Genomic DNA, 21019 nt, shown 5'->3' with positions numbered 1-21019 from the left:
GATCATGCCGCGCCATTTGCCCAATAGCCTCAGGCTTCTATAGTGATCAGGTCTCCCCTGCCCTTGCGGCCTGCTGTCGAGCGTTGTCCATGGTCAACACCGAACACCTGATCATTTGCGAGCACTGCGATTGTGTGTACGAAAAAGCCGTGCTGGCCAAACACCAGAAAACCTCGTGCGTGCGCTGCGGCGGTGTCCTCCAGCGCTTCAACGGTTTGACCGTCGAACAGCGCCTGGCCCTGACGTTCACGGCGGCGATGCTGTGGTTGTTTGCGAACTTCTATCCGGTGATGAGCATCAGCCTCAAAGGCCTTAAAAACAGCGCGACACTGTGGGATTCGGTGCTGGCACTGAGTCAGGGACCGATCACGTTCATGGCGATGGTCGCGGCGATTTCGATCATCATTGCCCCGGCGTTTCAATTGGTGCTGCTGATCTGGGTGCTCAGCTTCGCCCTGTCCTCCCGACGTGCTCCGGGCTTCAAGCTGTGCATGCGCTGGCTGGAAACCCTGCGGCCGTGGAGCATGCTCGAAGTGTGCCTGCTGGGGGCGATGGTGGCGGTGTTCAAACTGGCCGGATTGCTTGATGTATTGCCCGGCATTGGCCTGTTTGCACTGGCCGTGCTGAGCCTGATGATGATCAGAATTGCCGGCCGCGACATCCGCGACCTTTGGGACATTCTATGAAACGGCCACCGACCGCCAGCGAACTCAATCTGTGCCTGTGCCACAGCTGCGGGCTGGCCTGCGACATGACCGACGAGCCACATGAATGCCCGCGCTGCGATGCGCCACTGCACCGGCGCAAGAGCAACTCACTGGCCCGTACCTGGGCCTATATGCTCGCGGCGCTGGCGTTTTACGTGCCGGCCAATCTGCTGCCGGTGATGAACACCACCATGCTCGGCAGCGGCGCCGACAGCACGATCATGAGTGGCGTGCTGGAGTTCTGGGAACACGGCGCGTGGGACATCGCCCTGATCATTTTCATCGCCAGTATCGCCGTGCCGGGCGTCAAGTTCGTTGCCCTCACGTTGCTATTGATGACCGTGCAGCGCGACAGCGCCTGGGCGCGCAAGGAGCGCTCGAAGCTGTTCCGCTTCGTCGAGCTGATCGGCTATTGGTCGATGCTCGACGTGCTGGTGGTGGCGCTGGTCGCAGCATTGGTGAAGTTTCAGGCGCTGGGCGATATCGAACCACGACCGGGCATTCTGTTCTTCGGCCTGGTCGTGGTGTTCACCATGCTGGCGGCGATGAGTTTCGATCCGCGTCTGATTTGGGACAAGGACACCGGCGGCGACCTCAGCGACGCTGAACCTCAAGCAGCACCTGCAACGGATGACGCAGTGCCTGATCCGACTGGCGCTTGACCTGACTGCGGCAGGAATAACCGGTCGCCAGCGCTTCACCCTTCTGCGCCGGCGCGTCTACCTGACGGGCCCACGACTGCTCATAGATCAGCGCTGAGGTTTCGCGATTGCGCGCCTCGTGGCCGTAAGTGCCGGACATGCCACAGCAACCGGTGGCTTGTGTGGCCAGTTGCAAACCTGCGCGCTCGAAGACCTGCTCCCACTGTCGAGTCGCGGCCGGGGCGTTGGTTTTCTCGGTGCAATGGGCAAGCAAGCGGAACGACGCGGGCTTGTCCTGAGGCAACCGCTCCGGCATGACTTTGAGCAACCACTCCTGCACCAGCGCCACTTCCGGGCATTCCTCCATGCCCGGCACTTTCAGATATTCCTGGCGATACACCAGCGTCATCGCCGGATCGAGGCCCAGCAACGGCACGCCCACATCCGCCAACTCACGCAGCTGCCGGGCGTTGCGCAACGCTGCGCGGTTGAACGCCGAGAGGAAGCCTTGCACATGCAACGGCTTGCCGTTGGCGCTGAACGGTGCCAGATACACCTGATAGCCGAGGCGCGAAATCAGCTCGACCAGATCGGCCAACAGCGGCGCTTCGAAGTAACGCGTGAAGGCGTCCTGCACGATCACCACGCTGCGCTCACGTTGCGCCTCGGTCAGCGCCGACAAGGTCGAAACCGTCGCCGGTTGCACCTGCCAACGGCCCATCGCCGCATGGAAATCAAAACGACTGAGCAGCGGCACGTCGATCATGCCGCCGACCCGTTCCAACAGGCTGCGAACGAATGACGCGCCCATCAAAGCGTTATACAGCGCCGGAATCCGCGCCATGTACGGGATGCTGTACTCCAGCGAAGCGATCAGATAATCCCGCGCCGGACGCAGATAACGGCTGTGATACAGCTCGAGAAAGCGCGAACGAAACTCCGGCACATTGACCTTCACCGGGCACTGCCCCGCGCAGGACTTGCACGCCAGGCAACCAGCCATGGCGTCATAGACTTCGTGAGAAAAGTCCTCGGACTGCGCACGGCTGTTGCGCCAGCGCTGCCACAACGTGCTGAAAAAGGCAGGCTTGCGAATCGTGTCGGACAACACGTCGACGCCCGCCTCGCCCTGCAAGCGCAGCCATTCGCGAATCAACGAGGCGCGGCCCTTGGGTGATTGCGCACGCTCACGGGTGGCTTTCCACGACGGGCACATGGCGTCATCAGGATCGAAGTTGTAGCAGGCGCCGTTGCCGTTGCAATGCATGGCCGCGCCGTAGTCCTGCCAGACTTTTTCGTCGATCTGCCGATCCAGTTCACCGCGCAAAGTGACTTCGTCGATCTTCAGCAGCGCCGCGCCGGTGTTGGCCGGGGTGGCGATCTTGCCCGGGTTGAATTGATTGAACGGGTCGAATGCGGCCTTCAGCGCTTGCAGGGCCGGATACAACTCCCCGAAAAATGCCGGGGCGTATTCCGAGCGCAAGCCTTTGCCATGCTCACCCCACAACAGCCCGCCGTAACGCTGGGTCAGCGCTGCGACGCCATCGGACACCGGGCGTACCAGCGCCGCTTGCTGCGGATCTTTCATGTCAAGGATCGGCCGTACGTGCAGCACGCCTGCATCGACGTGACCGAACATGCCGTACTGCAAACCATGGCTGTCGAGCAGGTCGCGCAACTCGGCAATGTACTCGGCCAGGTGTTGCGGCGGCACGGCGGTGTCTTCGACAAACGGCTGCGGCCGCGCTTCACCGGCGACGTTGCCGAGCAAGCCCACCGCACGTTTGCGCATGCCATAGACCTTGTTCACCGCTGCGTGGCCGACCGCCAGCGTGTGGCCCAAACGCTCGACAGTGCGGTCGCTGCTCAAGTGGCCGACGAACGCCTCGACCCGGCGTTGCAATGCTTCGGGGTCATCACCGCAGAACTCGACAAGGTTGATACCCAGGGTCGGGCGCTCGGCGCTTTCTGGAAAATACTCGGCAACGCCGTGCCAGACGATGTCCTGCATCGCCAGCAACAACACTTTCGAGTCAACGGTTTCGATCGACAACGGCTTGAGCGCCATCAAGGCGCGGGCGTCGCGCAGTGCATCCATGAACCCGGCGTAGCGGATGTTCACCAGCATCGTGTGTTTGGGGATCGGCAATACATTCAGCCGCGCTTCGACCACGAAACCCAGCGAGCCTTCAGCGCCGCACAGCACGCTGTTGAGGTTGAAACGGTTGTCCGCCTCACGCAGATGCGCGAGGTCATAACCGGTCAGGCAGCGATTGAGATCGGGAAAGCGCGCTTTGATCAGCTCGCCCTGCTCATCGATGATCTGCCGCGCGCAACGATGGACTTCACCGACGCGGTCTTCGCGGGCGCACAGTGCATCAAGCTCAGTGTCCTCAAGGGGCAAACCGTGCAGACGCTCACCGCCGCGCAGAATCATATCGAGTTCAAGCACATGATCGCGGGTCTTGCCATAGGTGCAACTGCCCTGGCCACTGGCGTCGGTGTTGATCATGCCGCCAACGGTGGCGCGGTTGGAGGTCGACAATTCCGGGGCGAAAAACAGCCCGGCGGATTTCAGCGCAGCGTTGAGCTGATCCTTGACCACCCCGGCCTGCACCCGCACCCACCGTTCCTCGACGTTGATTTCGAGGATGCGGTTCATGTGCCGCGACAGGTCGACGACGATGCCGTCAGTCAGCGATTGGCCGTTGGTGCCGGTGCCACCGCCGCGCGGCGTGATCACCACTTGCTGGTACGCCGGTTCGGCGATCAGCCGTGCGACCCGGGCCACGTCATCGGTATCCAGCGGAAATACCGCTGCTTGCGGCAGGCGCTGATAGATCGAATTGTCGGTCGCCAGCACCACGCGGCTGGCGTAATCGGCGCTGATTTCACCGCGAAAGCCACTGTTCTTCAGGGCATCGAGGAATTGTTGGTAATCGCGGGTCAGGACTTTCGCGGGGGACAGCTGGGCAATCATCGGTCAGGTTATCTCGGTCAAATCGGGCCGCGTGGCGGTGAACAGTTGTACGCAACGAATGATTGCGTCAGGCTCCGCCATCTAATGGTGCCCATGTTCATTGCTGGCAGACCCTGGGACAACCGTAAATTCGACCCGCTATTGATGACTTTTACGAATGAATCCGCGCACGCTCACCCCTTCCATGTCGTTATTGCTGGCTTTCGAGGCCGCCGCGCGCCACGAAAGCTACACCCGCGCCGCCCACGAACTGTCGCTGACGCAGAGTGCGGTCAGCCGGCAGGTGCAGATTCTCGAGAAGATGCTCGGCATGCGCTTGTTCAGCCGCGAAGGTCGGCAAGTGGTGCTGACCGATGTCGGGCGCATGTATCAACGTGAACTCGCCGAAGCGCTTGGGCAGATTCGCAGTGCGACCTTGCAGGCCATGGCGTTCGGCTCGGGCATTCACAGCTTGCGCCTGGCGACGCTGCCAACGTTCGGTTCGAAATGGCTGCTGCCACGGCTGAAGGATTTCTACACCGCGCACCCGGGCATGACCGTGCACTTGCATTCGCGTATCGCCGCAATCGACTTCGATACCAGCGAAATCGATGCGGCAATCTGTGTCGGCGGTGGTGACTGGCCGGGGCTGGCCGCCCTGCCCCTGCACACGGAAGAACTGGTGGTGATCGCCAGTGCGCAGCTGTCCGATGCTGAGCGCGATGACGCCGAACAGCATATCGCCGGGCAACTGCTGCTCAATGTCAGCAGCAATGCGCAGGCGTGGGCGGAATGGTTCAGTCATCACCGCTTGCCACACCGCAGCATGCGCATCGGCCCGAGTTTTGAAATGACCTCGCACTTGATTCAAGCGGTGCGGGCGAATATCGGTGTGGGGTTGGTGCCGCGAATTCTGGTTGAGGATGAGTTGCTCAGCGGTGAATTGCTGCAACTGGGGCAGCCGATTACCAGCCGGCGCAGCTACTACCTGGTGTATCCGCCGCGCAATGAGAACCTGCCGTCGCTGAAAGCGTTTCGGGATTGGCTGCTGGAAACGTTGTAACCGTGAGGACGCCATCGCGAGCAGGCTCACTCCTACAGTTGGAATGCGCCTCCCTGTAGGAGTGAGCCTGCTCGCGATGGCGTCAATGCAGACACCTCAAAACCGTGGTTTAACCGCCTTCCAGTCCGGCTTGTAGCGCTGCATTTGCCGCACATCATCACGCTGACGAATCCCGCACGTCAGGTACTGATCATGCAGCTTGGCCAACTGCTCATGATCGAGCTCCAGCCCAAGCCCCGGCGCTCGCGTGATCTTCACGCAACCATCGACAATCGGCAGTTTGCCGCCCTTGATCACCTCTTCATCCGGTTCCTGCCACGGGTAATGCGTATCGCAGGCGTAATCCAGATTCGGCACGGCTGCCGCCACATGCGCCATCGCCATCAGGCTGATGCCCAGGTGGGAATTGGAATGCATCGACACGCCCACGCCGAACACATCGCACATCTTCGCCAGCGTCTGCGTGTCGCGCAGACCGCCCCAGTAATGATGGTCGGCGAGAACAATCTGCACGCTGTTTTGCGCGACGCTGCGGCGGAACTCGTCGAAATCGGTAACCACCATGTTGGTCGCCAGCGGCAGCCCGGTGCGCTTGTGCAACTCGGCCATGCCGTGGAGGCCAGGGGTTGGGTCTTCGTAATATTGCAGATCATCGCCGAGCAATTCGGCCATGCGAATCGAAGTTTGCAGCGACCAGTTGCCATTCGGATCGATGCGCAGCGGGTAGCCGGGGAAGGCTTTTTTCAGCGCCTTGATGCACGCCACTTCATGCTCCGGCGGCAACGTGCCGGCCTTGAGCTTGATGCTTTTGAACCCGTACGCCTCGATCATGCGCGCAGCTTGCGCGACGATTTGCTGCTCGCTGAGCGCCTCGCCCCAATTGTCCGGTTTGTAAGGCGAATCGACATGCTGCGCGTACTTGAAAAACAGGTAAGCGCTGAACGGCACTTCATCGCGAATCGCGCCGCCGAGCAGGTCCACCAGCGGCACATTCAGGTAATGCGCCTGCAAATCGAGAAACGCCACTTCGAACGCCGAATAGGCATTGCTCACCGCTTTGCTGGCATGAGAACCGGGCGCGAGTTCGGCACCGGCGAGACTGGCAGGTTTGTTCGCGGCAACGGTCGCCTGCACGATGGCGCGCAACTGGTTGAGATTGAACGGGTCGAGGCCGATCAGTTGCGCCTGCAACTGCTGCTGGATCGCCAGCGCCGGGGCATCGCCATAGCTTTCGCCGAGGCCGATGTAGCCGTTGTCGCTTTCGATTTCGATGATCGAACGCAAGGCAAAGGGTTCGTGGATACCGCTGGCGTTGAGCAGCGGCGGATCACGGAAGGCAATCGGGGTCACGGTGACTCGGGTGATTTTCAAGATAACGCTCCTGACAGATCAACAATCAATTCAGTGGCTCGCGGCCGGGCTGGCCGTCGCAACGACGGCGGTCTCGTCATGGGGCTTTGCCAGGGTTTTACCCTTGGCACCCGGCGCGGTACGGGCGAAAAAGATCACCACCGCAGCGATCAGCGACGTCGCCGCCAGGCCGTACAGTCCGCCCTCGATGGAGCCGGTGGTTTCTTCGAGGAAGCCGAACGCCGTCGGCGCGACGAAGCCGCCGAGGTTGCCGATGGAGTTGATCAGGGCGATCACCGCAGCGGCGATACGCGCATCCAGATAGCTTTGCGGAATCGGCCAGAACAGCGCCGACGCAGCCTTGAAGCCGATGGCGGCGAAACAGATGGCAACGAAGGCGAAGATCGGCCCGCCAGTGGTCGACATGAACATGCCGATCGCCGCGATCACTAACGTCAGCGCTACCCATGCCTGCTGAAATTTCCACTTGCCGGCCATCGCCGCAAAACCGTACATGGCGACAATCGAAATGATCCATGGGATCGAATTAAGCAGGCCAACCTGGAAGTCGCCGAGATTGCCCATCTTCTTGATCATGCTCGGCAGCCAGAACGTTGCGCCGTAAATGGTCAGGGCGATAGAAAAGTAGATGAAGCAGAACAGCGCAATCTGCCGGTCCGCCAACAGCTTGAACATCGACGGCCTGGCCACCTGCACCGCCTCACGAGCGCGCTGCTCTTCGGCAATCGCCGCTACCAGCGCCTCGCGCTCTTCTTCGCTCAGCCACTTGGCTTGACGCGGATGCGATTGCAGCCAGAACCAGACAAACGCGCAAAGCACCACCGATGCTGCGCCCTCGATCAAAAACATCCACTGCCAGCCGTGCAGGCCCAGTCCGCTGATGTGCAGCAGCGCACCGGACACCGGGCCGGAGATCACCGAGGCAATCGCCGAGCCACTGAGAAACACCGCCATGGTCTTGCCACGCTCGGAAGCCGGCAGCCATTGGGTAAAGTAATAAATGATCCCCGGAAAGAACCCAGCCTCTGCCGCGCCAAGAATAAATCGCAGCACGTAGAAACTGGTTTCACCTTTGACGAACGCCATGGCCATGGCGGCAGCGCCCCAAGTGAACATGATCCGCGTCAGCCAGACTCGCGCGCCGTAACGTTGCAAAAGCATGTTCGACGGCACTTCGAACAGCGCATAGCCAACGAAGAACAATCCGGCGCCGAGGCCGTAAGCCGCCGCGCCTATGCCCAGATCGGTTTCCATATGACTGCGCACGAAACCGATGTTGACCCGATCGATGTAGTTGACGATGAACATCACCACGAACAGCGGCAGCACGTGGCGCTTGACCTTGGCGGCGGCACGGGCGAGAACCGTGACGTCCAGCGGACTCTGGAGGGTTTTCAAGGGCGACTCCCGATCTTGTTTTTTTAGGGATGGCGTGAAGCGTTGGGCCGATCATGGACGGGGGCATTGATCCCGTCTAATCTAACTTGGCATTCGATTGATACCCGGATTAGATCAATGTTCGAACTGACCCAACTGCGCTGCTTCACCACTGTCGCCACCGAACTCAACTTTCGCCGCGCCGCCGAGCGACTGAACATGACCCAGCCGCCGCTGAGCCGGCAGATCCAGTTGCTGGAGCATCACCTTGGCGTCGAGCTGTTCACCCGCAGCACCCGTAGCGTCGCGCTGACCGCCGCCGGCCGTGCTTTTTTCATCGAAGCACAGAACCTGCTGGAACGCGCGCAGCAAGCGGCAGTCACCGCCCGGCGGTTTGCCGAGGGCGACATCGGTTCGGTGAACATCAGTTTTGTAGGCAGCGCGGTGTATGAGTTTCTGCCCAAGGTGATCGCCGAGGCGCGATTGAAACAGCCGCAGGTGAAAATCGATCTGACGGAGATGAATACTTACCAGCAGCACGAAGCCCTGCGCGCGCGCCGCATCGATCTGGGCATCGCCCGTGCGCCATTATTGGAGCCGGGCTACGCGACTGAATGCCTGGTGCGTGAACCGTTTGTACTGGCAGTGCCGAGCGGTCATCCATTGGCAACGGCGGCTGAAGTGGCGGTCAGTGATCTGGATAAGCAGCCGTTCCTGATGTACTCCCACGCCGCGTATCCGCCGTTCAACGAATTGCTCACCGGCATGCTGCGCTCAGCGCGGGTCGCGCCGGATTATGTGCAGTGGCTGGGTTCTTCTCTGACGATTCTGGCGCTGGTCAACGCTGGCATGGGCCTGGCACTGGTACCGCGTTGCGCTACCAGTGTGGTGTTCAAAAATGTGGTGTTCCGCGAGATCGATCTGGGCGAAGGCGTGCAGAGCGAGCTGCATCTGATCTGGCGAGAGAACAACGACAATCCGGCGTTCGCAATGTTGCTGGAAGCGATTCGCCGGGCGGTGGCTGAGGGTTGGGGCTGAAGAAAATACTAGCTCTTCAACGGTGGTGGAGCGCTCGGTGCTCTGGGCTGAGCATTTGCCACTGGCTTGCCATCTTTCGTGTAACGACGCGCCACCCATTCTGGCATTGGTTGCGGTGCTCTGGCTGTCATAACGAAACCTCCGATTTCGGGCCGAATTCGACCCACTTGACCTTCCCGGAATCTATCAGCAAAAACTCAGCGCCAAAAGGCACTTCTGCCCCTTCGGCATCCAGCCAACAGGGATTCTGCATCACGAACTGGCCACTGCTGGATTCCGGCGGCCACTCCACGGGCCAGCCAAAAACGCGCCTTTCGTCGCTCAAATGCAGTGTGACCAGACGATGATGCTGGGCAAAAATGCTGAACCATTCGCTGGGGTAGGAAGTTTGTTTCGTGACATTTCGACTGCGTAACCAGCCATGCAATTTGTCATTCGTGGCCAGATAGCAGGAAACCAACCCCAGCGTCACCGACACAACGAATGCCCACATCGTTTCGACCTTGGCATCCCATTTCCCTACAGAAAAGCCTTTCGAACCCACCCACAGACATATGGCCCCAATCCCCAAAACCGCACCATGAATCACAAACGTGAAAATCAACGCCTGCACAATCTGCCCAAACGTATCGGGTCGTTTAAACGCCGTCAGCGAATAAAAAATCCACGCCGACAAAAAACCGGGAATCAGATACTGCAACAGCGGAATAACTTCTTTGACCAGATCATCCATGATCCGAGGCTCCTTGAAAGGTCATACCGGCCTGACTATCAACCGGCCCTCAAAAGCCTAGTGCACACGACTGACAACCCTCGCGCACAACTGTCACCACTCATTACGTGCCATCCCCCTTTGTGCGGACAAAAAAATCCCGCTCAGGGAGCGGGATTCATTGACGCTGCGATGGTTATGCAACCACCGGAATCAGCGGATCAGCCGCTGCCAACGCACTCACTCGATCAGCCGCTGGCGGATAAATCCACTGGGTGTTGATCTGGGTTTTCAGGGTTTTGCCTTCCTGCTTGACCAGTTTCACCTGACGATCCCAGCCTTCGGTGTACACCGCGCCCCAGGCACCGAGGTCCAGGCAGGTCACGTATTTCGGCTGGCTATACGGCGTCGGGTCGACTCCGAGAATCTGCGCCGCGACGTTGTTGCCGGCGTGACGCCCCAGCGAAATCGCGTGCTGGCAGGTCATCAGCGCGTAGTTGCCGATGTCGTCGGTGGCGGCGTAAGCCACGTCGCCGGTGGCGAAGATGTCGTCCTGACCGATGACTTTAAGGTGTGCGTCGACGTGCAGGCGACCTTGTGTGTCTCGCTCGGCGGGGATCTGCTCGGTCAGCGAACTGGCGCGCACGCCGGTGGTCCAGACCACCGTTTTCGCCTCGATATGCTGGCCGTCCGAAAGCGTCACTCCGCTGGCATCCACCGACTGCACGGATACGCCCAGACGCCATTCGACGCCCAATGCTTCGCTGGCTTCGAGGATGGACTGGCTGATTTCTTCGCCCATCGACGCGCCGATCTTCTGCCCGCGATCAACGATGATCACATTGATGTCGACCTGCTCGCCAAGAATCTCACGCAGGCGACCCGGCATTTCGGTTGCCGTTTCAATCCCGGTGAAACCACCGCCCGCCACCACGACCGTGTTGCGCGCCCGGGTTTCGGGAAGGATTTTCAGCGCTTTCAGATGGGTTTCCAGGCGAATGGCTGCTTCGATCTGGTCGACGTCAAATGCATATTGCGCGACGCCCGGTGTGGCCGACTGCGCCAGACCACTGCCACTGGCCAGAACGAGTTTGTCGTAGTGAAACACTTGCTTGTCGCCGGAGGCATCGGTGTAACCAACGGTTTTTTTCGCCACGTCGATGGTTTCGGCTGCGCCTTTGATGAAGTGAACGCCGACTGCTTCGAACAGTTCATGCAGCGGAGCGGCCAGTTGATGCGCATTCGGTTCATAGAAGCGTGGACGTACGCGCAACTCCGCTTGCGGTGCGAGAACGCTGATTTCGACGTCGTCGCGACCTTGCTGGTCAACCAGACGCGTAGCGCTCAACGCCGACCACATGCCGCCAAACCCTGCGCCGATAATCAGAATCTGCTGCTTCATTGTGTTTCTCCAGAAAACGCCCAACGGTGGAAAGAGGTGACATCAAGTTCGTCGTGAGTCAGACCTTGCCAACCCAATACCGCCGACTTTATTGGTCGGATATAAATCTCACAAGTCAGATTATCCGATAGCTTTAATCGGATTTATCGATAAATAATACGCTGTATCGACTTAAGCAAATCCCCAGCCGATGAGAAAATCAGCCAGTTTCATGGCATTTCAGCGCATAAGGCGGATTGCCGAGTTCAGTTCAGGCTGTTAGCATTTACGACAAATCAAGTCGGACTTATTTATGTCTCTTTACAGTGCAGGCGTCGAATACGGCATCCATTGCCTGGCATTCCTCGTCACCAACAGCCGCGAAACTCGCGAGGCCAGCGTGCGTGACCTCGCCGAACTGCAAGGCGTGCCGCTGGAATACCTGGCGAAGATCTTCACCAAACTGGCCAAGGGCAAACTGGTGGTGGCGTCCGAAGGGGTGCGCGGCGGATTCAGCCTGGCGCGGCCGGCCGATGAAATCACCCTGCTCGACATCGTCAAAGCCATCGACGGGCACAAGAATATTTTCGAGTGCCGCGACATTCGCGGGCGTTGTGCCCTGTTTGAAGGCAACGCGCCGGCGTGGGCCGTCGACGGCACGTGCTCGATTCACGCCGCCATGATGACTGCGCAACAACGCATGGAAGAAGCGCTGGCCCAACAGACGATTCTCGACATCGCCAGAAAGGTCGGGCGCAAAGCACCAAAAGAGTTCGGTCAGCAAGTGGAAGACTGGATTCAGGACCGGCGGGAGAAAAAGGGCAATGTAGGCAGCATTCCCCTGACCGACATTTCAGACTGAAAGGCCTGCCTGACAGCAGTCGAAAAAAAAGCAGAAGCCGTTGATCCGGCTTCTGCTTTTTTTGTCTCTGCAGCGTCGTTACAGGCAGTCACGCACCGATTGGCGCAACGAACCGGACTTGGCCCACGGCGGCCCCTGATACAACGAGACCCGGCTGCCATCCTTGTATTTGACGATGTCGAGAATCTCGTCCGCCGTGATGACGCTCGGCGCGGTGATGCGGTAACCGTTGGAAATCGACGTCTGCGAGGTTTTCGCGACATCCCGCTGCCACAACGGCAATACGCACGCGGCATAGTCCTTGGGCGTCTTTTCACTGGTCTTGCTGATATTCGGCTCACCCGGCACCAGCGAGGCCGGTAACGAGCAACCCGCCAACATGGCCAACGCCAGACTCCCGATCCATATCCGCATGGTGTATTCCTGATCTGAAAAAAAGCGAATGTAGCGTGTAAGCGGCTCTACATCCATCGTGGCAACGCGCCCATGGCGCAATCTGCACAACTTTTCACAACCGTTCAGCCTGCTGATGAACTGGCTTTGCCCATCAGCGAAAAATGCGACTACTCTTTTCTACCGAGAATGTTCTGGAGGTGATCATGCGGCTCAATGAATACGAACACGAACTTCAACGCGACTTGCAAAGCGTTGCATCGGACTTGAGATGGTCGGCAGTCGACCTGAAACGTATCGCGGAACAACTGCGCAAATCCGGCAACGAGGCCGACGCGCAAACCGTACTGAGATCCTGCGAGGTGCTGCAAAGCGATGAAGAACGGTTGCAACTCTATGCCAGGGAAGTGAAAGCCCGCGCCATCAGCCGAACCAAGGTCCACTGAGACCCACCCGCCCTACCCCAAACAAAAGCCCCGACGCATGCCGGGGCTTTTTCGTACTGCCAGCCAGTCAGTGGTTTTTGTGACTTTGTGCGCGCGTCGAGCGTTTTTTGTAGCCGGGCAGTGCGGCGGCGTAGGCCAGCGCTTCCTCCCGGCTGCCAAACGACGCCAGCCGATCGCCCTGAGTGCAAACCCGCCATGGGCCATTGTTTACGCTAAGCACGTCATAGCCGTTCATGTGCATCTTGTTCAACATCGGCATGCTCATGGACACCTCCATTTTTTGCTAACGGTCAGATCCAGCTTCACGCTTTTACCTTACACCTCGATCCGCACGAAATGCCGACCGAGTGTCGCCAGGCTTCGACGGTGATGGGTCTGGCACTTTTCGCTGTCATCAATGCTCAAAATTCCAATGAACCCTTGCCGCATGCCTCGGCTCAAATATTGCAGTTTTATTTCTATTTTGTGACAGGCAGTAATCAGGTAACAGATGAAAGTACGTGCAACCGTTATATGCGAGCAGGATCGCCACATTCTCCTGGTGCGCAAACCCCGCTGTCGCTGGACCTTGCCCGGTGGCAAAGTCGAGCCCGGAGAAACCCGCGCGGAGGCCGCCGTACGCGAATTGCAGGAAGAAACCGGCCTGAACGCTGACGACGTGTTGTATCTGATGGAACTGCAGAACGGCAGCACGCGGCATCATGTCTACGAAGCGTCCGTGCAGGACTTTGCGCACGTGCGCCCACAAAACGAGATCACCGAATGCATCTGGCATCCGCTGGATGCCGTGGGCAATCTGCAGACCAGCGAAGCGACGCTGCGCATCGTTCGAGCGTTTCAACGGCGTTTATGACGCGTTAGCCGGCGAACGCTCGGCGGCCGGCGCTCATTTCGGTGCGTAATTCGCCGATGAAGTTGGAAATGTCACGGATCGTGACAAGGTGTTCCGGGGAAACGCCATTCAACAGCAACTCGACGCGCCCGCTGTCCGGCTCATAAACCTTGATTTGCAGCAGGCCCTGCGTGCTCGGAATGCAATCGCACTTGAACGCAGGAAAGCCGGATTCGACAATCCGGCAGATATCGTCAATGGCAAGCATGAGTGGACGCCTCGCAGGCGATGGGGTCGGTCGACTCGTTGAGCATAGATGAGCAATTTGTGTCTCGCTCGATACAAAAATGCCAACCCGATCACAACTTTCCAGCCTGCCTTCAGTGCGCGTCGTGATCCCAGATCCAGTTCCATATCCCCGGCAAATTCACCGCTTCCGAGCTTTTCTCCACCGTGCGAGCCAACGCGGCTTTTTCCAGCGCGGCGTGATCATCGTAGAAAGGTTTGTCCGCCAGCGTCACGCCTGTGGCGGCGGCGCTCTCCAGCAGAATTTGCAGGTATTCGCGGGTGTGCCGCGCGGTATAGCGATTGAGGTCATGAAACGTCACTACCACCGGAATCACGCCGTCAACGGTCGGAAATTCGCCAAGGGCAATACGTTCACGGACTTCTGATAATTGTCGCAGCATGTTTGCCCGCCGCCGGGGGCTGGCATTGAAGCCCCAGATCTTGCCGTCGTTGGCGCTTAAATCCGTCAGCAACACATGCAAACCGTGCTGCTGATAGGCCGCGAAGGTGCGTTTGTCGTAGTTCCAGAACGGCGGGCGCAGCAACGTCGGCGGCGCCCCGGTGATGGCAGCGATATCAGCCGTGCCGTTGGTCAGTGACTCTTCGAGTGCTTGCGGGTCGAGCGAGCGATGATTGGTGTGCCAGTGGGTGGCCGTGTGAAACGCGAGTATGTGCCCCTCTTGATGCTCGCGACGCATGATGGCGCGGCCGATGTCACTGTTGCCTGCTCGCGGCGCGCGCGTCTGCACGAAAAACACCGCTTTGATATTTGGCATCAGCGGATTGTCCTTGAGACTGTCGAGTACCGTGGCCGACGGATTCCAGAAACTCGAAGCGCTGGGGCCGTCGTCGAACGTCAACAGAAAGCGCACCGGCGCCTGCGACTTCAGGCGCGCTTCGGTTTGCGCGGTCATTTCTATCGGGGCGGCGATACACCCGGCCAGCCCGAGAGCAATAAGCGCGGCACAAAGAAGTTTGAATCCGGATGTCATGTTTTGCCTTGAGCACGGCGACTGCCGTCATGTTGTCGATTGGCAAAACTCCCTCGCCCCTATCCATCCCTGCGCTCCGATACGCGAGCGGAGATAGGATAAGGTACACAGGGTTTGGTTCCGGCGCTCGTTCAGTGAGCCAATGCCTGTTGAAAAGACGTGTCGATAATTCCAGCGGTGGCCAACGGAGCCGGCAGCGCTTTCACTTTGAACAAGAAGTCGGCAGTGCTTTGCAGGTCCGTAGCGGCTTGCTGGTCCACCGGCCCGACCGTCATGTGCGCCTGGCGCAACCAGTGACGAGACACCTGCTGATCGAGATTGGCTTTCTTCGCCCACAGATCGGCGTATTCATCCGTATGGCTATCAACCCATGCCCGGGCCCGTTTCAAACGACCGAGAAAATCCGCAATGGCCGCACGTTTGCTGTCGATGGACGGCGTGGACGCAGCGATTGCACTGAGTCCCGGCATCAAGTTCTTTGCGGTCAGGATCGGCCGCGCGCCGGAGAACACGATCTGCTGGGAAATGTACGGTTCCCACACAGGGAAAGCGTCAATGCTGCCCTGCGGCAAGGCTGCGGCGGCATCGATTGGCATCAACTTGACGAAGTCAACGTAGTTCTCCGGCAGTCCACCCTGCTCCAGAGCGCGCAAGGTCAACTGCTGGCTCCAGGCGCCGGGCCAGTAGGCGACTTTTTTGCCCTTCAGATCGGCGATGGTTTTTACCGGCGAATCCTTCGGCACCAACAGCGCGATGGTGTCCGGATTTTGCCGCGAAACGCCGATCAGCTTGACCGGCGCCTGCTTGGCGGCCAGAAACAAAAAGCCGGAATCACCGAGGAAGCCCAGATCCAGCGAACCCGTCTGCAGGGCTTCCGCCAAGGGCGCTGCGGCCTGGAAGTGTTTCCAGTCGACGGTATACGGTGCGTCTTTCAACACGCCGGACGCCTCCACCGAGGCACGAATGTTGTAGTAGTTCTGATCACCGACGTGCAGGACCAACGTCTCGGCTGCGTAGGAAAGTGGCGAAGTAAACAGGGCAGCGCTTAGCGCACCGCGTAGGAAACGAGAAAGCTTCATGGCGAGTCCTGCAAAGGAGATTGCATAGACCATAACGCTGTTATTTCCTGGTTTTGAAATTCGATTAACGCATAAGCTCATCTCCGTTGAGCGCTGCTGTTTGCTTGGCAACAGTGACGGACCACAGTGTTGCTCACGCAACAGCTGGAGTCTCGCAATACCCGCTCAAGCCCTTTTAAAACGGCGCTTTCAAGTACATGGCACAGAGCCTGCAATATTCCTTTCATGCAGGAAGCATTCGATAAAAATATCTTTTTGGACATAAGAAACCTGTGCCTTTGCCGGAGCGCCCCATGACATCTTTCTTTCTTCCTCTTAAATCATTGCTGGTCGCCAGCGCAATGATGCTGAGCCTGCAACCGCTCGCCCACGCGGCCGAAACCGCGCCGGCAGAAGTGCATCTCGACTACGCCTATTACTCGCCAGTCAGCCTGGTGCTCAAGCACTTCGGCTTCCTCGAAAAAGCCTTGCCGCAAACCAAAGTCAGCTGGGTATTGAGCCAGGGCAGCAACCGCTCGCTGGAATACCTGAACAGTGGCGGTGTGGATTTCGCTTCCAGTGCCAGCCTCGCCGCTGTGCTGAGCCGCGCCAACGGCAGCCCGATCAAATCGGTCTACGTCTACAGCCGTGCCGAATGGACGGCATTGGTGGTGCGCAAGGACTCGCCATATCAGACCGTCGCCGACCTGAAGGGCAAAAAGATCGCCGCCACCAAAGGCACCGACCCGTACCTGTTCACCCTGCGCAGCCTGCAACAGGCCGGCCTGAAAAAAGACGATGTGGAACTGGTTCATCTGCAGCATCCAGATGGCCGCACCGCGCTGGAAAAGGGCGATGTCGACGCCTGGGCCGGACTCGATCCGCACATGGCCGCCAGTCAGGTGCAGGCCGGTTCGCGCCTGCTCTACCGCAACCCGGCGTTCAACAGTTACGGCGTCGTCAGCGTCACCGAGCAATACGCCAAAGAACATCCGCAGACCATCGACACCGTCATCAAAGCCTACGAACAGGCCCGCGACTGGGCCTTGAAAAACCCTGATGAATTCGCCGCCCTGCTCGCCAAGGAGTCCGGCTTGCCGCTCGACGTGGCCAAGCTGCAACTGTCACGCACCGACCTGAGCAGCCCGCAACTCACCCGGCAGGACATCAGCGCCTCCAAGGCAGCGGCGCCGATTCTGGTCTCCGAGGAGCTGGTGCGTCGTGGCGTGAATGTCGATCAAGTCATCGATCAATTGCTCGACAGCGGTGTGCAGCAAGCCGTCGCCCACCAGTAACCGATCAGTCTCACGACACATCCGCACCTGTCGCGGATGGGTCGTGAGCGGAGCTGAACCATGACCACTCACAGCAATGACTTGCCCGCGCCACTTGCCGTGTCGCGTCAGCGCCCGGCGGGTTTCAGTCCGGCGTGGCAGCGCCGTTTCAAAGGCTTGGCCGTGCCGCTGCTGATCATCATCGCACTGGAAATTATCGTACGCATCGGTTGGCTGCCGTCCTACCAGATGCCGGCGCCGAGCGAAATCGCCCTGACCCTCACCGACCTTGCCGAAGGCGCACTGTGGAAACACATCGGCGCCAGCCTGATTCGCGTGTTGCTGGGTTTTGCCATTGGCGCCAGTCTCGCCCTGGTGTTTGCTGCCTGGGTCGGTTTGAGCCGCGAAGCCGAGGCCTATCTGGAGCCGACTTTTGCAGCGCTGCGTTCCATTCCGAGCCTGGCCTGGGTGCCGCTGCTGCTGTTGTGGCTGGGCATCGACGAGACGTCGAAAATTGTCTTGATCGCTATCGGTGCGTTCTTTCCGGTGTACGTCAACGTGGTCGCGGCGATTCGCGACATTGACCGCAAACTGGTGGAAGTCGGCCGCATCTATGGCTTCAGCCGCTTGCAACTGGTGCGACGAATTTTGCTGCCGGCCGCCCTGCCCGGCCTGTTCACCGGGTTGCGCAGCGGCATGAGCCTGGCGTGGATGTTTCTCGTGGCGGCGGAGTTGATCGCGGCCACCAAGGGCCTGGGCTATCTGCTCAGTGACGGCCGGGAAACCTCGCGGCCGGACATCGTACTGGCCGCGATCATCGTGCTCGCCTTACTCGGTAAATTCAGCGATGGCTTGCTGGCCATGCTCGAACGCCGCTGGCTGGGCTGGCGTGACACGTTCACCGGCCAGGACGCCAACGACTAAGCTGAAATCTCCAACCGGAGATTCAGGCCATGTGCGGAAGACTCTCGCAGTACCGTGGCATTCATGACTTCGTCGCGGTGCTGAGCATTCCCGACGCGTTGATCAATCACGTCGGCGACGCGCCACTCGATCGCTACAACGCGGCGCCGACCACCGCGCTGGCCGTCCTTCGTCAACAAGGTCAGCACCTGCATGCCGACAATTTGCGCTGGGGCTGGCGCCCGCATTGGGCCAAGGATCGCCCACCACCGATCAATGCCCGGGTCGAGAAAGTCGCCCATGGCCCGTTCTTCCGGGCGATCTGGCGACAACGTTTGATTGTGCCCATCGACAACTGGTTTGAATGGGTCGATAGCGAAGAAAAAAGCCGACAACCGTGGCTGATCCGTCGCGCGGACCACGGAGCAATTTTCTGTGCGGCCATCGGTCAATTTCCGACAGCCGAAACGCCGGCCCGGGACGACGACGGCTTCGTGATCATCACCGCCGATGCCGTCGGCGGCCTGCTCGACATCCATGATCGCCGACCGCTGGTGTTCCGCGCAGATCGGGTGCGCGAGTGGCTCGATCCGGCGACGCCGGTTGAACGCGCCGAGCAAATGTTGCTGTTCGAAAGTGAAGGCAGTGAAGTGTTCGAATGGCACAAAGTCGGCAAAGCCGTCGGTAACGTGCGCAATCAGGGGAGCAGTTTGATTATCGAGCAGAGTTAAACATTTACCGCCCTGACGCGTTTATCCACTGTAGGAGCTGCCGAAGGCTGCGATCTGTTGACTTTGCTTTTTCACAACAGATCTCAGCCTTCGGCAGCTCCTAGGGGTGGCGCATGATCGTTACAACGTCTGTTTCATCCTTGAAACGCTGCCAATAAAACACACGTTCGAATGAACTAACCGCCTGTCTGACATTTCAACCGTCATACATACATTTAGATGCACTACGGATAGCATGCGCGCCGCATTGCCGATTGGTATACCAGTTGACCAAAGAGTCAACAAACCAGGAATCCCCTACAACGTCTACAAGCCTTGCAGAGAAATAAGTTGCGCGACGATTTTGCAATCAAACAGGTCAGCGGCCTGGAGTGTATTTATCTGTCGATGACAGAACGCTTTGAACTCGACTGTTTTATCGGCCACTACATCAAGACTCGGAACCTGCGTACCGTTCCCGATATCGAACGCACCCTGCGCACCACCCTCGAAGCGTATCCCGGCCACCCACCGGTGATGGTCAACGAGCTGAACGCGTGGATCGACCGAACATTGGGATACCGGGCCTCACACCCCGACTTCACGCAGCTGGACGATCTCTGAACCACAAAAAAGCCCCGCACATGCGGGGCTTTTTCGTACAAATCACTCAAAATTTGCGGTCAGGGTCTGAAAGCTCTCGGCTGTCATCGTGCTTCCAGGTTTGTTCCTTATGCTTCTCCCGCTCTATTTCCTCTTCGCTCGGCTCATCAGTCTCTTGCTCATCCGCCTGCGGATGCTTCTGCTCAGTCGCCATGCGCACCTCCCGTTATCAGTAAACCTCCATCCCTGAAGCGTAGAACAGACAACTTACAACCACCAGCGCAGCAAAAAGAAGAACGCCATGCTCAACAGCATGCTGAGCAAAGTACTGCGCGTATATATCACCAGTGCGATCGCCACCAGCGAACTAAGCAAATACGGATTATCCCACTGCAGATTCAGCTGTTTGTCGGGCATGAAGACAATCGGCCCACAGATAGCGGTCAACATCCCCGGTACCGCAAACCCGAGAAACTGTCGCGCATTACTGCTCAGACGCACCGGTAAACGCGGTTCGAGAAACACGTAGCGATTGAGAAACACCAGAATCCCCATGCCGAAAATCACCGCCCAAACCATCATGTACGCTCCCGATACAGCTTGTTGCAGATAAACCCTGCGCTCATTCCGGCCAGCCCGGACAACACCAGGGCCGAGCCCCATTGCCAGTAACTGAACAGCACCGAACAAAACAGCGACACCGCCACACACACCACCGTCGGCACGTTACGCACCACCGGCGTGATCAATGCGATAAACGTGGCGGCAATCGAAAAATCCAGTCCCAGGTGCTCAAGCCCCGGAATGCTGCTACCGAGGACAATGCCGGCCAGGGTGAACAGATTCCACGCGATGTAGAACGTCAGGCCGACGCCGAGCGCATACCAGCGATTGAATTGTTGACGATCATGCTGACTGGTCAGCGCAAACAACTCATCGGTGAGCAAAAAACCCAGACCTATGCGCCAGCGACCCGGCAACGGCGAAATCACCGAACGCATACTCATGCCGTATAGCAAGTGCTGCGACGTCAGCAGCAGCGTGGTCAGCAGAATAGAGAAAATCCCCGCCCCGCCCTTGAGCATACCGATCGCCACCAGTTGCGCAGCGCCGGCAAACACGATGCTCGACAAGCCTTGGCCTTGCAGCGGCGTAAGGTTGGCTTCGATCGCCATTGAACCGGCCAACAGCCCCCACGGCGCGGTGGCCAGAGACAACGGCATGATCGCCGCAGCGCCGCGAAGGAACGCACTGCGCGGCATAAGTGAGTCAGACATAAACGTTCTTCAACCAGGAAAACGGTCGCAGACTGTGCCAGCCATTTCGCTTCTCTGGCTTGAACAATCTTGCGCACTTGTGGGAAATCGGCCGGATGCGCACCGATTGGCAAATTTTCGCACTGAGCTTTG

General features: G+C 59.0%; 24 protein-coding genes. 11 read left to right on the top strand and 13 right to left on the bottom strand.

All coding sequences use genetic code 11. The annotated features are described in order from the left end of the window. Nucleotides 1-89: 89 nt before the first annotated feature. A complete protein-coding gene (locus tag P3G59_RS12260; RefSeq protein ID WP_077573324.1) occupies nt 90-686 on the top strand; it encodes a paraquat-inducible protein A in 597 nt (198 codons plus the stop codon). Continuing rightward, entirely contained in the window at nt 683-1369 is a 687-nt protein-coding gene (locus tag P3G59_RS12255) for a paraquat-inducible protein A (protein WP_277761747.1), read from the top strand. Before P3G59_RS12260 ends, P3G59_RS12255 begins: the two co-directional genes overlap by 4 nt. Here P3G59_RS12255 and P3G59_RS12250 read toward each other — a convergent pair. After that, nucleotides 1302-4328, bottom strand: coding sequence for an FAD-binding and (Fe-S)-binding domain-containing protein (locus tag P3G59_RS12250; protein WP_277761746.1), 3027 nt, complete (start codon nt 4326-4328; stop codon nt 1302-1304). The two genes, P3G59_RS12255 and P3G59_RS12250, sit on opposite strands and share 68 nt — an antisense overlap. A 157-nt stretch (nt 4329-4485) precedes the next feature. On the opposite strand from P3G59_RS12250, the gene P3G59_RS12245 reads away from it, so the two are divergent. Then, on the top strand, nt 4486-5370 hold the full coding sequence (locus P3G59_RS12245; protein ID WP_277761745.1) for a LysR substrate-binding domain-containing protein: 885 nt from the start codon (nt 4486-4488) through the stop codon (nt 5368-5370). Nucleotides 5371-5466: 96 nt separating this feature from the next. On the opposite strand, the gene P3G59_RS12240 is transcribed toward P3G59_RS12245, so the two are convergent. Together P3G59_RS12240 and P3G59_RS12235 are read right to left on the bottom strand one after the other, a co-directional pair. Next, on the bottom strand, nt 5467-6741 hold the full coding sequence (locus tag P3G59_RS12240; protein ID WP_277761744.1) for a glucarate dehydratase family protein: 1275 nt from the start codon (nt 6739-6741) through the stop codon (nt 5467-5469). A 30-nt stretch (nt 6742-6771) separates the two neighbouring features. Next, nucleotides 6772-8139: an MFS transporter gene (locus tag P3G59_RS12235; protein WP_277761743.1), complete on the bottom strand. Its 1368-nt coding sequence runs from the start codon at nt 8137-8139 to the stop codon at nt 6772-6774. A 117-nt stretch (nt 8140-8256) separates the two neighbouring features. On the opposite strand from P3G59_RS12235, the gene P3G59_RS12230 reads away from it, so the two are divergent. Then, on the top strand, nt 8257-9156 hold the full coding sequence (locus P3G59_RS12230) for a LysR substrate-binding domain-containing protein (protein ID WP_277761742.1): 900 nt from the start codon (nt 8257-8259) through the stop codon (nt 9154-9156). Nucleotides 9157-9283: 127 nt separating this feature from the next. On the opposite strand, the gene P3G59_RS12225 is transcribed toward P3G59_RS12230, so the two are convergent. Beyond that, on the bottom strand, nt 9284-9889 hold the full coding sequence (locus tag P3G59_RS12225) for a DUF6338 family protein (protein ID WP_277761741.1): 606 nt from the start codon (nt 9887-9889) through the stop codon (nt 9284-9286). A gap of 175 nt (nt 9890-10064) precedes the next feature. Next, entirely contained in the window at nt 10065-11270 is a 1206-nt protein-coding gene (locus P3G59_RS12220; protein WP_277761740.1) for an NAD(P)/FAD-dependent oxidoreductase, read from the bottom strand. Between the two features lie 292 nt (nt 11271-11562). Between P3G59_RS12220 and P3G59_RS12215 the strand changes: the two genes are divergently transcribed. Continuing rightward, nucleotides 11563-12111 (top strand): Rrf2 family transcriptional regulator, encoded by a 549-nt coding sequence (locus tag P3G59_RS12215; RefSeq protein ID WP_277761739.1) that lies wholly within the window; start codon nt 11563-11565, stop codon nt 12109-12111. 78 nt (nt 12112-12189) lie between these two features. Here the strand turns inward: P3G59_RS12215 and P3G59_RS12210 are convergent, their stop codons facing one another. Continuing rightward, nucleotides 12190-12525, bottom strand: coding sequence for a hypothetical protein (locus tag P3G59_RS12210; protein ID WP_277761738.1), 336 nt, complete (start codon nt 12523-12525; stop codon nt 12190-12192). 185 nt (nt 12526-12710) lie between these two features. Here P3G59_RS12210 and P3G59_RS12205 point away from each other — a divergent pair, with 185 nt between their 5' ends. Then, a complete protein-coding gene (locus P3G59_RS12205; RefSeq protein WP_065259780.1) occupies nt 12711-12950 on the top strand; it encodes a hypothetical protein in 240 nt (79 codons plus the stop codon). A gap of 67 nt (nt 12951-13017) precedes the next feature. Here the strand turns inward: P3G59_RS12205 and P3G59_RS12200 are convergent, their stop codons facing one another. Beyond that, the gene (locus P3G59_RS12200) at nt 13018-13215 is read right to left on the bottom strand and encodes a DUF2188 domain-containing protein (protein WP_150652516.1); all 198 of its coding nucleotides are present in this window, start codon (nt 13213-13215) and stop codon (nt 13018-13020) included. A gap of 225 nt (nt 13216-13440) precedes the next feature. Here P3G59_RS12200 and P3G59_RS12195 point away from each other — a divergent pair, with 225 nt between their 5' ends. Then, on the top strand, nt 13441-13803 hold the full coding sequence (locus tag P3G59_RS12195; RefSeq protein WP_277761737.1) for an NUDIX hydrolase: 363 nt from the start codon (nt 13441-13443) through the stop codon (nt 13801-13803). A 4-nt stretch (nt 13804-13807) separates the two neighbouring features. Here the strand turns inward: P3G59_RS12195 and P3G59_RS12190 are convergent, their stop codons facing one another. The 3 genes from P3G59_RS12190 to P3G59_RS12180 form a co-directional block, all read right to left on the bottom strand. Continuing rightward, a complete protein-coding gene (locus tag P3G59_RS12190) occupies nt 13808-14050 on the bottom strand; it encodes a DUF1652 domain-containing protein (RefSeq protein WP_016983016.1) in 243 nt (80 codons plus the stop codon). Nucleotides 14051-14162: 112 nt separating this feature from the next. Next, on the bottom strand, nt 14163-15062 hold the full coding sequence (locus tag P3G59_RS12185) for a polysaccharide deacetylase family protein (RefSeq protein WP_277761736.1): 900 nt from the start codon (nt 15060-15062) through the stop codon (nt 14163-14165). Nucleotides 15063-15193: 131 nt separating this feature from the next. Further along, the gene (locus tag P3G59_RS12180) at nt 15194-16141 is read right to left on the bottom strand and encodes an ABC transporter substrate-binding protein (protein ID WP_277761735.1); all 948 of its coding nucleotides are present in this window, start codon (nt 16139-16141) and stop codon (nt 15194-15196) included. Between the two features lie 293 nt (nt 16142-16434). Between P3G59_RS12180 and P3G59_RS12175 the strand changes: the two genes are divergently transcribed. The 4 genes from P3G59_RS12175 (at nt 16435) to P3G59_RS12160 (ending at nt 19631) form a co-directional block, all read left to right on the top strand. Continuing rightward, nucleotides 16435-17415: an aliphatic sulfonate ABC transporter substrate-binding protein gene (locus P3G59_RS12175; protein WP_277761734.1), complete on the top strand. Its 981-nt coding sequence runs from the start codon at nt 16435-16437 to the stop codon at nt 17413-17415. A 60-nt stretch (nt 17416-17475) separates the two neighbouring features. Continuing rightward, nucleotides 17476-18318, top strand: coding sequence for an ABC transporter permease (locus P3G59_RS12170; RefSeq protein ID WP_277761733.1), 843 nt, complete (start codon nt 17476-17478; stop codon nt 18316-18318). Between the two features lie 29 nt (nt 18319-18347). Continuing rightward, the gene (locus P3G59_RS12165) at nt 18348-19028 is read left to right on the top strand and encodes an SOS response-associated peptidase family protein (RefSeq protein WP_277761732.1); all 681 of its coding nucleotides are present in this window, start codon (nt 18348-18350) and stop codon (nt 19026-19028) included. 330 nt (nt 19029-19358) lie between these two features. Further along, nucleotides 19359-19631 (top strand): hypothetical protein, encoded by a 273-nt coding sequence (locus P3G59_RS12160; RefSeq protein ID WP_277761731.1) that lies wholly within the window; start codon nt 19359-19361, stop codon nt 19629-19631. Between the two features lie 46 nt (nt 19632-19677). On the opposite strand, the gene P3G59_RS12155 is transcribed toward P3G59_RS12160, so the two are convergent. Genes P3G59_RS12155 through P3G59_RS12145 form a run of 3 tightly spaced genes read right to left on the bottom strand, consistent with a single transcriptional unit; the run spans nt 19678 to nt 20887 of the window. Next, nucleotides 19678-19824 carry a hypothetical protein gene (locus P3G59_RS12155; protein WP_277761730.1) on the bottom strand — a complete coding sequence of 49 codons (147 nt, stop codon included), beginning with the start codon at nt 19822-19824 and terminating at the stop codon, nt 19678-19680. A 53-nt stretch (nt 19825-19877) separates the two neighbouring features. Beyond that, nucleotides 19878-20189: an AzlD domain-containing protein gene (locus P3G59_RS12150; protein WP_174244501.1), complete on the bottom strand. Its 312-nt coding sequence runs from the start codon at nt 20187-20189 to the stop codon at nt 19878-19880. After that, nucleotides 20189-20887, bottom strand: a complete 699-nt coding sequence (locus P3G59_RS12145; RefSeq protein WP_277761729.1) for an AzlC family ABC transporter permease — start codon at nt 20885-20887, stop codon at nt 20189-20191. The genes P3G59_RS12150 and P3G59_RS12145 overlap by 1 nt, the downstream gene beginning before the upstream one ends. Between the last annotated feature and the right edge of the window lie 132 nt (nt 20888-21019).

This window comes from Pseudomonas sp. A34-9 (genome assembly GCF_029543085.1).
GTDB lineage: Bacteria > Pseudomonadota > Gammaproteobacteria > Pseudomonadales > Pseudomonadaceae > Aquipseudomonas.
Note: the sequence above shows the minus strand (reverse complement) of the source record. Positions and strands in the feature narration are given on the sequence as shown.

What these genes read in the sequence shown, in the direction of transcription:
- P3G59_RS12185 (WP_277761736.1), bottom strand. Translation starts at nt 15,062, where the DNA reads ATGACATCCGGATTCAAACTTCTTTGTGCCGCGCTTATTGCTCTCGGG.
- P3G59_RS12200 (WP_150652516.1), bottom strand. Translation starts at nt 13,215, where the DNA reads ATGAGCATGCCGATGTTGAACAAGATGCACATGAACGGCTATGACGTG.
- P3G59_RS12150 (WP_174244501.1), bottom strand. Translation starts at nt 20,189, where the DNA reads ATGGTTTGGGCGGTGATTTTCGGCATGGGGATTCTGGTGTTTCTCAAT.
- P3G59_RS12255 (WP_277761747.1), top strand. Translation starts at nt 683, where the DNA reads ATGAAACGGCCACCGACCGCCAGCGAACTCAATCTGTGCCTGTGCCAC.
- P3G59_RS12145 (WP_277761729.1), bottom strand. Translation starts at nt 20,887, where the DNA reads ATGTCTGACTCACTTATGCCGCGCAGTGCGTTCCTTCGCGGCGCTGCG.
- P3G59_RS12250 (WP_277761746.1), bottom strand. Translation starts at nt 4,328, where the DNA reads ATGATTGCCCAGCTGTCCCCCGCGAAAGTCCTGACCCGCGATTACCAA.
- P3G59_RS12205 (WP_065259780.1), top strand. Translation starts at nt 12,711, where the DNA reads ATGCGGCTCAATGAATACGAACACGAACTTCAACGCGACTTGCAAAGC.
- P3G59_RS12165 (WP_277761732.1), top strand. Translation starts at nt 18,348, where the DNA reads ATGTGCGGAAGACTCTCGCAGTACCGTGGCATTCATGACTTCGTCGCG.
- P3G59_RS12215 (WP_277761739.1), top strand. Translation starts at nt 11,563, where the DNA reads ATGTCTCTTTACAGTGCAGGCGTCGAATACGGCATCCATTGCCTGGCA.
- P3G59_RS12170 (WP_277761733.1), top strand. Translation starts at nt 17,476, where the DNA reads ATGACCACTCACAGCAATGACTTGCCCGCGCCACTTGCCGTGTCGCGT.
- P3G59_RS12245 (WP_277761745.1), top strand. Translation starts at nt 4,486, where the DNA reads ATGAATCCGCGCACGCTCACCCCTTCCATGTCGTTATTGCTGGCTTTC.
- P3G59_RS12220 (WP_277761740.1), bottom strand. Translation starts at nt 11,270, where the DNA reads ATGAAGCAGCAGATTCTGATTATCGGCGCAGGGTTTGGCGGCATGTGG.
- P3G59_RS12180 (WP_277761735.1), bottom strand. Translation starts at nt 16,141, where the DNA reads ATGAAGCTTTCTCGTTTCCTACGCGGTGCGCTAAGCGCTGCCCTGTTT.
- P3G59_RS12175 (WP_277761734.1), top strand. Translation starts at nt 16,435, where the DNA reads ATGACATCTTTCTTTCTTCCTCTTAAATCATTGCTGGTCGCCAGCGCA.
- P3G59_RS12190 (WP_016983016.1), bottom strand. Translation starts at nt 14,050, where the DNA reads ATGCTTGCCATTGACGATATCTGCCGGATTGTCGAATCCGGCTTTCCT.
- P3G59_RS12195 (WP_277761737.1), top strand. Translation starts at nt 13,441, where the DNA reads ATGAAAGTACGTGCAACCGTTATATGCGAGCAGGATCGCCACATTCTC.
- P3G59_RS12260 (WP_077573324.1), top strand. Translation starts at nt 90, where the DNA reads ATGGTCAACACCGAACACCTGATCATTTGCGAGCACTGCGATTGTGTG.
- P3G59_RS12225 (WP_277761741.1), bottom strand. Translation starts at nt 9,889, where the DNA reads ATGGATGATCTGGTCAAAGAAGTTATTCCGCTGTTGCAGTATCTGATT.
- P3G59_RS12210 (WP_277761738.1), bottom strand. Translation starts at nt 12,525, where the DNA reads ATGCGGATATGGATCGGGAGTCTGGCGTTGGCCATGTTGGCGGGTTGC.
- P3G59_RS12155 (WP_277761730.1), bottom strand. Translation starts at nt 19,824, where the DNA reads ATGGCGACTGAGCAGAAGCATCCGCAGGCGGATGAGCAAGAGACTGAT.
- P3G59_RS12230 (WP_277761742.1), top strand. Translation starts at nt 8,257, where the DNA reads ATGTTCGAACTGACCCAACTGCGCTGCTTCACCACTGTCGCCACCGAA.